We start from the raw sequence: 13,261 nt of genomic DNA, 5'->3' as shown, positions 1-13,261 counted from the left end.
GCGGCGAGCCTATGATTTGGATGAATGCGGCTGCAGTAACAGTAAGCACCTTGGCTGTTATTGGCTTGCTCCTGTTATTGGCGGTTCGCGGTTTAGGTCATTTCTGGCCAGCATCGGTAATGCAGGCCCAATATAATCTGCCGAGTGAAACGGCCGTAGCGGTTTTGGCCGAGCAGGTTGAATCAGAAGCGGTGCCTATTGAGCAGTTATTAGGCGCCGGGTTTAAGATCGACACGGATGATGCCTTTGTTGACCGCCAGTTAGTGAAATTAGGTAATCGTGACGTCAGTGGCGCGGATTTTAAATGGGTAATCACTCGCTACCTGAATGAGATTAGTTATCCCGAAGACGCGGTTGTTATTGAGCGGCTCGAATGGGGTAATTTTTATGGTTTTCTGCAAAATGTAAAAGAAAAGGGCGTACTTGTTACTAGTACGGATAATGGCGATATCTGGGATGAATTTCAATCGCGAGTAAAGCGGGCAATTGAGATCCATCAGCGGATCAAGAAAATAGAGAAAAAAGATATTGGTGCAATCAATTATCGCATTGAGCGATTGCGTATAAAAGAAAGAGGTTTAGAACTTGATACCGCGGTCCCAGAAAATCGTCGTCTACAGCTGCAAGCCGATATGGCGGCCGAGCGCGCTGAGTTAAATCTGGAATATAAGGTTTCACAGGGTCAGCTTGAAGATTTGTACAGTCAATGGCATCGGGACAGTTTCACGATGGCAACGGCATCTGGTCAGATAAAAGAGCAGCGGGTTGCCACGGTGGTGCATGCCTATCGGCCGAATGGTATGAACTTGATTCAAAAAATAGGTTTTTATGGTGCTAAGTTTTGGGAGTTCTTAAGTGATGAACCCAGAGAGGCCAACACCGAAGGCGGTATTTTCCCGGCCATATTTGGCACGGTTATTATGGTGCTGATTATGTCGGTACTGGTGACGCCGTTTGGGGTTATGGCGGCGGTATATTTGCGCGAATATGCCAAGCAGGGACTGATGACACGGACGGTTCGTATTGCCGTAAATAATTTGGCTGGTGTACCCTCAATTGTTTATGGTGTTTTCGGTCTGGGCTTTTTTATCTATTTTCTGGGCGGAGAGGTGGATAAAGCTTTTTTTCCTGAGTCGTTGCCAGCCCCGACTTTTGGCACTCCGGGATTATTATGGGCATCGGTAACATTGGCGCTGCTAACTTTGCCTGTGGTTATTGTTGCAACCGAAGAAGGCTTGGCACGGATCCCAATGAGTTTACGTGAAGGTAGTTTAGCGTTGGGCGCGACCAAGGCCGAGACGCTTTGGCGTATAGTGTTACCCATGGCGAGCCCTGCGATGATGACGGGATTGATACTAGCGGTAGCGCGAGCAGCAGGGGAAGTGGCACCGTTGATGTTAGTTGGTGTAGTGAAACTGGCACCATCATTACCTGTAAATGGGAATTTTCCTTATTTCCATCTAGATCAGAAGTTTATGCATCTGGGCTTTCATATTTATGACGTTGGTTTTCAGAGCCCGAATGTTGAAGCGGCAAGACCGTTGGTATACGCCACGGCTTTGTTACTAGTTGTTATTATTGCCTTACTTAATTTAAGTGCAGTAGCTTTACGCAATCGTTTGCGTGAGAAATATAAATCACTGGAAATGTAAGCGTGGACGACTTGAAAGATAAGGCAGCGAATTTTATGACAAGTGATAGATCAACGGCAAAGGCGCACGCTATTAATATTGAATCGCTGGGGCGTAATCGTGTGGAACAAACTATCCACGATGAAGATATTACCTTAACTGTAGATAATATTGATTTATACTACGGTGATAAGCAGGCTTTATTCGACATTAATATGGTGATTCCACGCAAAAAAGTGACTGCATTTATTGGGCCTAGCGGCTGTGGTAAGTCGACCTTGCTGCGCTGTTTTAACCGGATGAATGATCTTGTAGATAGTTGTAAAGTAGAGGGTGGTATTTCCTTGGATGGATCTAATATCTACGATAAACGGGTAGATGTTGCAACTTTGCGGCGCAAGGTTGGTATGGTATTTCAAAAGCCAAATCCCTTCCCAAAATCTATTTACGAAAATGTAGCTTACGGCTTGCGTATTCAAGGTATTAACAAGAAGCGCGTAATCGATGAAGTCGTCGAGCGCTCCCTGCGCGGTGCAGCACTGTGGGACGAAGTTAAAGATCGTCTGCATGACAATGCGCTCGGCATATCCGGTGGTCAGCAGCAGCGCTTGGTTATTGCGCGCACCATTGCAGTAGAGCCGGAAGTATTGTTATTAGACGAGCCGGCGTCGGCGCTAGATCCGATATCCACACTTAAAATTGAAGAGCTGATCTACGAGCTCAAAGACAAGTACACCATTGTGATTGTTACCCACAATATGCAGCAAGCGGCTCGCGTGTCTGACTACACGGCGTTTATGTATATGGGTAAGCTAATTGAGTTTGATAACACAGATATTCTTTTTACAAACCCCAATAACAAGCAAACCGAAGATTACATTACCGGGCGCTATGGTTAAGATTTGGTGACAGAATTTGAGAGATTACTTATGAAAGAAAAAATATCACATACGCATCATATTTCGCAGCAGTTCAATACCGAGTTGGATGATATTAAGACTCGGATGCTGGAGATGGGTGGCCTAGTCGAAAAGCAGGTTGCCGATGCAACCAATGCTTTTATGAATCTGGACACCGGTTTGGCGTCAGACGTCAAGCAGGGCGATAAGCTCGTTAATAGTTTAGAGGTAGCCATTGACGAAGAGTGCACTATTATCTTGGCGCGTCGTCAGCCTGCAGCGAGTGATTTGCGGTTGGTATTATCAATCAGCAAGATTTTAAATGATCTTGAGCGCATGGGTGACGAAGCTAGCAAGGTAGCGGATAGCGCCATTAAACTCACTGAGCTTGGTGGTTTACCACGCAGCGTTTTGGAAATTCGGCATATTGGTGATCATGTGTCTGGCATGGTGAGAAATGCGCTGGATGCCTTTGCGCGCCTTGATATCGATTTGGCCTTGGAAGTTGCTGAAGAAGATAAGGCCGTCGATCTAGAGTACGGCACGGCAATGCGCAGCTTAGTGACTTACATGATTGAAGACCCGCGTACCATTACCTCTGTGCTGCAGGTTATGTGGGCTTTACGGTCATTAGAGAGAGTAGGCGACCACGCTCGTAATATCGCCGAACACGTTATTTATTTGGTCAAAGGCGCGAACGTTCGCCATGTTAATATTGATGAAATGGCAGCTACCGTGCAAGATGGTTAAGCCTTATTTCGTGGTTGCGCTGGGGCTTGTTAGAATCGATATTAGCCTGGCCCCAAGGGTAAACCTGCTGCCAACCATATACTGAGTAGCAGCGACCAGCTAATAAAAAATATGACTGAGTAGGGCAGCATCAATGCGATTAGGGTACCCATTCCCGCAGATTTGTCGTGGCTTTGCATAAAGGCCACCACAACACCAAAGTAGGGCATCAAGGGGGTAATAATATTGGTGCTTGAGTCGCCAATGCGATATGCCATTTGCGCTGATTCGGGGTCTACTCCCAGTAAAAATAACATTGGAATAAAAATAGGTGCCATCAAGGCCCATTTAGCCGAAGCGCTTCCGATTAGTAAATTGATGCTGGCGCTAATAACTATAAACCCTAGTAACAGACTGATTTTTGACAATTCCAGTCCTGCAAGCCAGTTTGCGCCATTGATAGCGGATATCGCGCCCAGGCCGGTCCAGTTAAAATAATTGACAAACTGAGCGGCGAAAAACATCAATACCATGTAGCCTGATAAGGTACTAATCCCAGTCTCCATGCCCGCAATCCAGTCTTGATGACGTTGATATTTTCCTGTGGTGTAGCCAAATATTAAACCGCTAATGGTGGCGTAAAGCGCAATAAATATCACAATTCCATTGAGTAAAGGTAGGGCTGCCAAGCCATTGGGATCTGGGTTGCGGAGTAGCCCACTGTCAGGAATGACCAGCCACAGTAAGAGTCCGATAAAGGCAATGCTAAACAAGCTTACTCTGCGCATCGCTGTCTTCAATGCGGGGCTATCATTAAGCAGCTTTTCGCTTGATTCCTCAGAGGGTGTCGTTGGCTTAGGCAGCCTTGGCTCGACAATCTTTTCGTTAACCCATGCGCCGATGACGGTAATAAACACTGTTGAAACCAGGGTGAAGTAATAATTCGCGCTGGTTAAGACTTGACGGTCGGGAGCGACCAAGGCGATGGCTTCGGTGCTGATGCCCGAGAGGATCGCATCCACAGGTCCAAGTAATAAGTTCGCGCTATAGCCTCCAGAAACACCAGCAAATGCCGCAGCGATACCCGCTAGAGGAGATCGGCCAGCGGCGCGAAAAATGAGTGCGGCTAGTGGAATCAGTACAACGTACCCAGAATCAAAGCCAATGCTAGACATGACACCAGCAAATACCACAAAACTGCTTAGTAAGCGTGGCGGTGCTTTAGCGGCAAGGCGCTGAAGAGTGTGACCCAGCAAGCCAGAATCTTCTGCGACCGCAATACCTAGAATCGCAACCAACACTGAGCCAACGGGAGCAAAATGAATAAAGTTGCCAACCGTGTTGGCCACCATCCATTTGACACCTTCGCTGCTGAGCAATGACTTAGCAGGAATGATTTCATTGGTGACAGGATGCACGGCGGAGATCGTAAAAAAATCGCTTATAGCCGATACCGCAATAATGCCAATACAAAGATAGATGAATAACAGCACCGGATTGGGCAGTCGGTTGCCAATTACCTCAAGCCTATTCAGCCAGCGTTGAACTAATGGGGGGCTAGGGTTTGCATTGTTCATCAGTTTAAGCCTGTCTTTTTTGTCTGGTGTTTATAAGTATACCGATAGTCGGGTGATTTTTATGGCGTCGCTCTTCACTTATTGTTCTTGGATTTTATATTTATTGCGTAATCATATTGTTGCAATGGTATGCCAAGACCTAAATCGGCTTTGGAAGCTGGGGTTAAAGTATTATCTGAATAAACGTATAGGCCCTTTTTGCAAGAGCGCAGCTTTACGATAATACCCTGTTAAAGAAGCTCATTATCGAGATGCCACACTAACGCTGAGTGGACGTTGTTTATTTTTTCTACAAAATAATCATGATGAGATTTCAGTTGGATACCGCACCTTGTCCAATCGCGGTGTTTTGCCGTGTTAAACTAACACTTGCTTGTATTTAAAACTTTACAGCAATAGCAATAATATTATGAGCGTTCACTCACGGAATATTCCCGTGCGCATTTGGGTTTGATATCTATTCTAGGCCACATTTGTATCGCGGACTCTAGCAATTTTTTTAGCCCTGAGGGGGTGTTGGTAAGTGAGTGATTCTGCAAAAACTGTTGCCAAACCAGGTTTTAAGGCCATGTTTAGCCTGTACCTTGCCATGATGAGTGTCGGCATGGGGCAAACGGTCGTGTTTGCCATTCTACCTATGCTGGGGCGTGAATTGCATCTTGATTTACTGGTGTTCCAGCTGCCTTTTTCGGACATTGTTATTGAGCCTCGAGAGATGGTAATTACGTCTTTATCTGCCTTGACGGCATTCGCTTTTTTTATTGCCGCTCCTATATGGGGGCGGCTCAGTGATCGTTGGGGACGAAAACCACTCATCATTATGGGTCTATTTGGTTATGTTATTGGTACTTTAACGTTCAATGGCGTTGCCTACTTGGGTTTGTCAGGGGCAATGATGGGCACTGCGTTGTTTAGTTGCCTAATCATCAGTCGTGCGTTTCATGCTGTAGTGATGTCGCCGACTCATCCTGCCGCAGCAGCGTATATGGTAGATGTAACCTCAGTGCATGAACGTACCAAGGGCATGGGTAAGCTCCAGGCATTCAATCAGCTTGGCGTGATGCTTGGACCCGCCTTAGCTTGGTTTGTAAGTATCAATTATCTAGCGCCACTTTATATTCAAGCCGGGGTGTCACTCATTGTTGGTATTTTGGTGTGGCGTTATTTACCGGCTATTCCAATTTCAAATACCAGCGGAAAGAAGCAGCTCAAGTTATCCTACTTTGATCCCCGGTATCGCTTATTCATGGCCGTTGGTTTTGCTATTTTCAGTCTATTGGGTATGGTTCAGCAAACCTTAGGATTTTATTTTCAGGATATCTTAGCCGTGGATGGGGTTCGCGCTGCGCAGTTATTTTCAAGTGCGATGGTGGTGTCGTCAATTGCTATTCTGGGCGCTCAGTTTCTAGTGGTGCGACGTTATAGTGGCTTACCGATGCGCTTATTGCGGTTTGGTTTGCCGTTTATGTTGTTGTCATATGTCTTATTGGCTAACGCTAGCGCCTTGTGGATGCTCTATCTTTCTATGGGTTTGTTTGGATTTGGTATGGGGTTGACCGGACCGTCTTTCACCGCAAGCGCAACAATGGCGGTAGAGTCACACGAACAAGGTAGCTTAGCGGGGTTAATAGGCGCGATTGCTGGTCTAGGGTTTATGTTCGGACCTTTAGTCGGCGGCGCTCTATACCGAATTTCACCGAGTTATCCTTATTGGTTTGCGGCTATTGTGATGGTATTCATCATTCTGATTTTGTCGTTTTTAGAGAAGTCATGGAAAAAATAAAAATATTATGACAGTTTGGTTAAAAATCAGGCTAATTCCTCCGCCTACCATGAACCCTGTCTCAGGCTCTTGTGTACATGCTTATCCACAAGCTTATTCACCTTAATTGGGGAAAACTTTGCACTGGCCTGGTGTTGCTAGGACTACTTATGCTTAAGAGTGGTCTAGTTGTGATATTAGGCTATATTTGAAAGGTGTAGCTCAAATTTGGGATTGTTGTCGCCTATTTGCGATCTTTTAATGGACCATAGTCACTGTTTGTTTGTGCCGCGAGGCTTTTATTCACGTTGTTTGAGCCTTTACTCAAAATGCTAACAAATTAGAGAGTTATATTATGGGATTCGGCAAACTACCGGCCATGCTTCCGCTATGTGTGGCGGTGCTCATGGCTAGAGATGCGATGGCCCTGGGTTTGGGTGCGGCAAATTTGGATTCGAGACTTGGCGAACCTTTGTTTGCCAGAATTCCTATTTTTGGTGCTGAAGGCATCGGTAGCGAACAGGTCCGAGTCACTCTGAAGCCTGTGACTGACCCTGGTACGGGTGCCGAAGTGGCTAGTGTGGATACCCGTAATCTCTCTGCTGTCGGAGAAGTGGGGGAAGAGGGGCGGGGTACTATTTACTTACGCAGCAGCAACCCTGTTGACGAGCCCTATCTACATTTTATGGTAAATATACGCTGGCCAGGCGGACAGTTAAGTCGAGCTTATACATTCCTGCTTGATTTACCTGAAAGCCCGATCCCTGTCTCTGCTAACACTGCAAGCTTAAACACGGTACCTCTAAACAATAATCCTTCGACCATCACTAGCCCCGCAAGCCTAAGCGCACAAGCTGATATTAGTGTGGCCCCAGGATTCAGTTCTCGCTCAGTAAATCGTTTGGCAACAGATAAGCAGCAAACTATCAGTGCCGACACTGCGTTCTATACTACGACACGCGGTGACAGTTTATGGCGTGTTGCGAGGCGGGCAGCGCTGGCAAAGGGCGGAACGACCAACGAATGGATGACGCGGCTTTTTCGTAATAATCCGCGCGCGTTTATTCGCAGTAATAGAAATTTGTTAAAAGAGCGCGTTACCCTCGATTTGTTTGAAAGTCTGGAATTGGGCAGCGCCTCAGTAGAAGTGCTTGTTGACACGCAGTTGCAGCAGGCAGCAGCTTCAGAGTTGCGCAGCGCGGCTGCGGACATTGCCAGACCACCAGCTTCCGATAGGCAAAACCGGGTGCTCGGCCGCGAAACCGACGCGGTTGTAGAGCCTGCTGGTAATGTTGTGACGGAAGACCAGTTGTTACAGCAAAATTTAAGTGATGTTCGCAGTCAGGTTGCGGATGTCTCTGCCAATATTGCGCTAATGACCGAGAAATTACTGTCACTGCAAACGCAGCTTGAGACTTTGCAATCCCAAGCTGTCACTTTAAATACCCCCGCGGCAGTAGATACCGCCGCATTTGAACCGCCAATGGGAGAGCTCCTCGACAGCGCTGAGACAGTAGAGTCGGTAGATGGCTTAGCTAGTGCGGATTTTGCGCAAGATGATGGCGTGATTGTAGGCGAGTCCACCACAGTCAGCACGTCGATGAATACTAGTCTTAACGAAGATAATGACATTGCAGCTGGTGCTGAACCTGATGATAAGGGCCGCGTAGCCGCAGCCCCTGATGTTGAGCGCTCTGCAGTTGCGATGAACAACACCACATCGAGCTCTTGGTCATGGCTCTGGTGGCTGGTCCCCGTTATTGGTGCTCTATTATTATTAATTCGCTATCGGCAAGACCGAGCGGTCACTGTCTCGAAACGCGATGATTTGATCTCAAGGGGTGACTTAGCAGATGTTAATGCTGCGATAGCGGCTAAAGCACAAGCGGATCGAGCCGTTGCTAAGAATCATTTCGATGATGTTTTTACTGCATTAGACGCTAGCCCCGTTGGCACGCAAAAAACGACCGTGACACCATCTATGCAAGCGTTAGAGCCTCGTGCTCGTGAGCTAAAAAGCAACGCCAAAGTTGAGCTGAATGATAGGGCGTCCCTGCCAGGGGGTAAGCTCGGTAGCGCCAGTCTGGCCGATATTGAAGACGATTTCTTTGCAGATTTAGATGAAGATGCTTTGAAGCAGAGAGGTGGTTTGAATAATGAGGCGGCATTTCTGTCGCGAGATATTCCTAATTTTGATGAAAGTTGGTCGGCTTCGCAATCTGTCCGAGATAAGGACTCTCTGGCGCGCGCCTCAGCGTGTATGGCTATGGGGGATTATATGGGCGCGCGGCAGATTTTAGAGCGTGATATCGCTTGCAACGATGATATTAGTCTTAAAGTGCAATTACTTGATGTGCACGCACACTGTGGTGATCAGGATGAATTTGAAAATTTGGTTTTGCAAATGGAATTTGCAGGCGCGGATAAACAATTACTAAGAGAAATCGGTGTATTGCGTGAGCTACTTCTCAAAAACACTGATAGTGTTAAGAAAAAACGAGTTGATTAAAAGTTTGATGAGTAATGATCGACATCTGCGGTATAAAATCATAGAGGATAACGAGGATTACCTTGTCGTAGATAAAGCGCCGGGTGTTAATTTACATCGTAATCAGCATGCCCAGAGCTTGATTGACGTATTGCACGCCGACTTTCCTGGCGAGAGCCTGCATTTGGTACACCGTCTTGACGATGCGACCTCGGGCCTGCTGTTAATCGCAAAAAACCCTCTTGCAGCGGCCGAATTCGGTCGATTATTCGCAACTAGAGAGATAGAAAAATTCTATTTCGCGCTCGCTGATGGTAAGCCGATCAAAAAGCAGGGTATGGTTGTTGGTGATATCAAGAAGAGCCGAAGTGGTAGTTATTTACTTAGCCGAACGCGAAGCAACCCATCGACAAGTCAGTTCTTTAGTTTTGCCATAAAAGATGGGCGGCGGGCATATTTACTGAAACCTCATACCGGCAAGACACATCAGTTGCGGGTGGTAATGAAAAGTCTCGGGGTCCCTATATTGGGCGATCGTCGTTACGGACCAGGTACCCAAGACAGCGATCGAATGTACTTGCATGCAATGGCCTTACGGTTTCACTTTCGGGGTAGCGAAAGGCGATACCTTTGTGTTCCGCACGATGGAGAGGCTTTTGTGGATGGAGCCTTGCAGCCAGTATTGTTAGACTGTCAATCGCCGTGGGACATCAAGTGGCCCAGCCTAAAGTAGCGTGATGTAGTCATCGTTTTTAAATATGGACTCATGATGTCGCTATCTGTTGTTATAAAAATGAATAAGGTATTTGCGTGATCTCAGACGAATCTTCCGACCTATTACTGAAATTAAACCGCGAAACGTCTCGAATTCCGTGGAAGGATTTACAGCGGTTTTATGCCCAGGGAGCGGTGTTAGTAGTCGGGGCAGACATAGATCTTATTGCTGCGGCAGCTGCTGTGGCAAATGACGATGCCGCGGCAGTCTCAGCATGGATGAAGGACGAGCAGTTAAAAATAGCCACTGAAGAAGTCGCTCTTAACTGGTTCGCTGAAGATTGTGATGTATGGGCGGTCGTCGTTGCACCCTGGGTACTGGTGCAAAAGGAAAGGGGCTCAACGTGACAGTATCTGAGCATTATCTGGCGGAGTTAGAGACCAGACTAGACACTTTTTTCAGTGATCAAGCTGAGGGCTTGGATATTCCGCCAGCGTTATTATACCGTTTAGAAGGTTTTATTGACGCTGGTATTATGGTTGCTTTTATTAGTGCTGCTGATATAAAAAAACGTCTAATCACCTTAGCAGAACACTACGCTGGGGCAGAAGCCGCTGCGATTTATGAGAATGATGACCGCGTCATTCTTCATCTCCTTATGCCGGAAGCGCCGGTATATCTGTCTACTAAACCATGAGTGTATCGCGGCGATGATACATGCTGAGTTGTGCGGGTTTGTTCAGCAGCTTGGTCTTGTCGGTAAACACAACGGCCATCGGTATTTATTGTTTTTTGGCGGAGAGCCCTCTTGGGGCGAAACTCAGCTCGGATCGCTAGGTCTGGGTAATGAGGAATGTTTGTTACTGGCAGATAAGGCTATTGCCGGCTTGTCGCCTAAATGCGCAAAGCAACACTTAGGCAGAGAATTTAGTGCCGTTATTATCGATGCGTACTCGGTACAGTCTGTTGATGAGTGGTTGGCGGCAGCGGGTACCGTACTTGCTGGCGGGCTACTGATTTTTCTTTGCCCAGAATTCGATCAATGGCCGCGCTACTTTCTGAGTAAATCGGATGCGGCGCAGGATGCTGCTGAGTCATTTTTTCTAAAGCGGATTTTGTCTAAGGTCGCAGATCGTTTGGGTGTTTACGAGTTTAGCCAGCGGTCACTAGCTAGTAGTGCATTTCGGTCTCAATTGCCCGCCTTGCTGCAACCTTGGCAGCCGTCGCTGCCGACCCCCGATCAGCGGGCCGCAGTTGATGCGATTATTCGGGTAGTTAGCGGCAGAGCCAAGCGGCCGCTGGTGATTCGCTCTGATCGCGGTAGAGGTAAAACGTCATCACTTGGCATCGCCGTCGCAGACTTGTTTCAGAATCGCTTGTGTCTGCGAGTCGCGATTACCGCGCCGAATGTCGGTGCAGTTGAAGCTGCCTTTCGGCAAGTGCAGCTGCTCTTACCCGACGGGGAGCTTAGCGAAGACGCATTCCACTTTCATGACTGCGAGCTAATATTTTTACCGGCAACTGAACTTGGCGCAACAGCGCATTGGGATTTAGTACTCGTTGATGAAGCTGCGACACTCCCGGTTGGAATCTTGCATGAGCTATTGCAAACCCAGCCACGAATTGTGTTTTCTACCACGGTCCATGGCTATGAAGGCAGTGGTAGAGGCTTTGATACGCGCTTCAAAGATATTTTAGACCGCGAGCGTCCCCAATGGCGTCGTGTTGAATTACGAGAGCCGGTGCGCTGGGCAGGGGATGATCCACTAGAGCGGTGGCTATATGAGGCTTTCTTATTGCGTGCAGAAGTCAGTACACCTCGCGATTCGAGCCCCGTTCAATTGCGGGTGCTTAAGCGAGATGATTTTCTGCAGGAAGCCATCCTTAGCCAAGTGTTTGGCCTGCTGGTGCAAGCCCATTATCAAACGTCGCCCCGCGACCTGCAGTATTTATTAGATTCATCGTGCGTAGTGATTGTTGCTGAAAGTGATGACGGCGTTATCGGGGTCTGCCAATTATTGCCAGAGGGTGGATTGAGCGATGATCTAAGCGCTGCGGTTGTTAGCGGCCAACGTCGACCGAGAGGTCACTTGGTAGCCCAGCGACTTGCTCATATTAATGCTGAGGCTGTTTATGCTCGCTGTGTTAGTTTTCGAGTGAACCGTATCGCTGTAGTGGCAGAGCTCCGGCGGCAAGGCATAGCTGGCAGCTTACTGGCGGCAGCAGAGGAGCATAGTCGCCGCATGGGTGGCGCCTATCTGTCATCGAGTTTTGCGGCGTCTGCAGAGGTGGTTCAGTTTTGGCTGCGGAATGATTTTCTGCCATTGTGGCTGGGTAGTCGCAGAGATACATCGAGTGGGGCTTATTCACTCATCGTTGCCAAAGCGCTGCAGTCAAGTGTGGATATGAATTTTAATCAAATGCAGCAGCGGCTGTTGGATGATTTACCTTTAACCGTGCGGCATGTGCATTCGAAAATTTGCGCGGATACACTCGTGCAGATCCTCGTTAGCGGCTCACGGCATAATGAGATGTCGACTGTCGATCTGCGCCAGATGCAGCGCTATTGCAACGCCGAATTGATTTTTGAGCAGGTCGCTGCAAGCTTAATGCGTATATGCTGTGGTGTTGATTTGCGCGCTATTTCCGGTGCTGAATTGGCGGTGTCAGTGTTATTGTTTAGCGAAAGCTGGGCGAGTGTGGCGGCTAAGTATCAGCTGAGCGGGCGCGCGGCGGTAGAGCAAAAACTACGAAATATATTTAATGAAATTGGCGCTATATATGAATTCACGGAGGCACAATGAGCAGTATTTTCACGAAAATCATTCAGGGCGAGTTACCCGGACACCGAGTTTGGGAAGACGAGCATGCGCTTGCAATTTTAACGATTGAACCGATCCAGGAGGGGCATCTATTGCTTATTCCAAAAGAGGAGATCGATCACTGGGATGATCTGCCCGCGGAATTGGCAGTTCATTTAATGACTGTGTCGCAAATGTTGGCAAAAGGTTTGAAAAAAGTTTTTCCCTGCCAGCGCGTCAGCATGATGATTATTGGCTTGGAAGTCCCTCATACCCATATTCATTTGGTGCCCATCAATGATATGGCCGATGCAAATATTGGCAATGCAAAACGCGCTGAGGGTGATGACCTTGCCGCTACCGCAGTTAAAATCCGAGCGGCACTTGGCTGATTCTATTCAGGCCTTACTGCATCGGTTGCGCCGGTTTAACGTTGGGGTGAACAATACGTACCGTCTGGATATCCGGCTGTCGGTGTTGAATTTCCCCTCGGAGCCATGCGCCTCCATCGGGGTCTTTTAAGATGCTGCCAACACCGCCTGGACTTTTTATACAAAGGGTTTGACTGATCTCTATGCTTAGATCCTCGGCGTTTGGAATGCTTAGGCAATCCAATGCCGCCTTGCTACTCATGGCATCGAAATTAAACGCATAGTCGA

12 protein-coding genes are annotated in these 13,261 nt (G+C 47.7%); 10 read left to right on the top strand and 2 right to left on the bottom strand.

Features of this window, described 5'->3' with window-relative positions; all coding sequences use genetic code 11:
- The 3 genes from pstA to phoU form a co-directional block, all read left to right on the top strand.
- Positions 1–1,652 (top strand): phosphate ABC transporter permease PstA (gene pstA / locus ACI955_RS16700; RefSeq protein WP_415244879.1); only part of this gene is annotated, 1,652 nt, incomplete at its 5' end.
- Positions 1,653–1,687: 35 nt separating this feature from the next.
- Complete coding sequence (pstB, locus tag ACI955_RS16695; RefSeq protein WP_415244880.1) at positions 1,688–2,530, top strand: phosphate ABC transporter ATP-binding protein PstB; 843 nt, start codon at positions 1,688–1,690, stop codon at positions 2,528–2,530.
- 30 nt (positions 2,531–2,560) lie between these two features.
- Positions 2,561–3,280: a phosphate signaling complex protein PhoU gene (gene phoU / locus ACI955_RS16690; RefSeq protein ID WP_415244878.1), complete on the top strand. Its 720-nt coding sequence runs from the start codon at positions 2,561–2,563 to the stop codon at positions 3,278–3,280.
- Positions 3,281–3,321: 41 nt separating this feature from the next.
- Here the strand turns inward: phoU and ACI955_RS16685 are convergent, their stop codons facing one another.
- Complete coding sequence (locus ACI955_RS16685; protein WP_415244877.1) at positions 3,322–4,836, bottom strand: AbgT family transporter; 1,515 nt, start codon at positions 4,834–4,836, stop codon at positions 3,322–3,324.
- 523 nt (positions 4,837–5,359) lie between these two features.
- On the opposite strand from ACI955_RS16685, the gene ACI955_RS16680 reads away from it, so the two are divergent.
- The 7 genes from ACI955_RS16680 to ACI955_RS16650 all read left to right on the top strand — a co-directional run bounded on the left by ACI955_RS16680 (position 5,360) and on the right by ACI955_RS16650 (position 12,994).
- Positions 5,360–6,619 carry an MFS transporter gene (locus ACI955_RS16680; RefSeq protein WP_415244876.1) on the top strand — a complete coding sequence of 420 codons (1,260 nt, stop codon included), beginning with the start codon at positions 5,360–5,362 and terminating at the stop codon, positions 6,617–6,619.
- Between the two features lie 334 nt (positions 6,620–6,953).
- Positions 6,954–9,107 carry a FimV family protein gene (locus ACI955_RS16675; RefSeq protein ID WP_415244875.1) on the top strand — a complete coding sequence of 718 codons (2,154 nt, stop codon included), beginning with the start codon at positions 6,954–6,956 and terminating at the stop codon, positions 9,105–9,107.
- Positions 9,100–9,819, top strand: a complete 720-nt coding sequence (locus tag ACI955_RS16670) for a TIGR01621 family pseudouridine synthase (protein ID WP_415244874.1) — start codon at positions 9,100–9,102, stop codon at positions 9,817–9,819. The genes ACI955_RS16675 and ACI955_RS16670 overlap by 8 nt, the downstream gene beginning before the upstream one ends.
- Before the next feature lie 77 nt (positions 9,820–9,896).
- The gene (locus ACI955_RS16665; protein WP_415244873.1) at positions 9,897–10,208 is read left to right on the top strand and encodes a DUF2288 family protein; all 312 of its coding nucleotides are present in this window, start codon (positions 9,897–9,899) and stop codon (positions 10,206–10,208) included.
- Positions 10,205–10,498 (top strand): hypothetical protein, encoded by a 294-nt coding sequence (locus tag ACI955_RS16660; protein WP_415244872.1) that lies wholly within the window; start codon positions 10,205–10,207, stop codon positions 10,496–10,498. The genes ACI955_RS16665 and ACI955_RS16660 overlap by 4 nt, the downstream gene beginning before the upstream one ends.
- Before the next feature lie 13 nt (positions 10,499–10,511).
- Entirely contained in the window at positions 10,512–12,605 is a 2,094-nt protein-coding gene (locus ACI955_RS16655; RefSeq protein ID WP_415244871.1) for a GNAT family N-acetyltransferase, read from the top strand.
- Positions 12,602–12,994 carry an HIT family protein gene (locus ACI955_RS16650; RefSeq protein ID WP_415244870.1) on the top strand — a complete coding sequence of 131 codons (393 nt, stop codon included), beginning with the start codon at positions 12,602–12,604 and terminating at the stop codon, positions 12,992–12,994. The genes ACI955_RS16655 and ACI955_RS16650 overlap by 4 nt, the downstream gene beginning before the upstream one ends.
- Before the next feature lie 13 nt (positions 12,995–13,007).
- Here the strand turns inward: ACI955_RS16650 and ACI955_RS16645 are convergent.
- A partial coding sequence (locus tag ACI955_RS16645) for a hypothetical protein (RefSeq protein ID WP_415244869.1) occupies positions 13,008–13,261 on the bottom strand: 254 nt, incomplete at its 5' end.

It is taken from the genome of Zhongshania sp. (genome assembly GCF_047636175.1).
In the GTDB taxonomy this organism is placed as follows: Bacteria; Pseudomonadota; Gammaproteobacteria; order Pseudomonadales; family Spongiibacteraceae; genus Spongiibacter.
The sequence above is the reverse complement of the archived record's forward strand: the minus strand, read 5'-3'. Positions and strand labels throughout refer to the sequence as shown.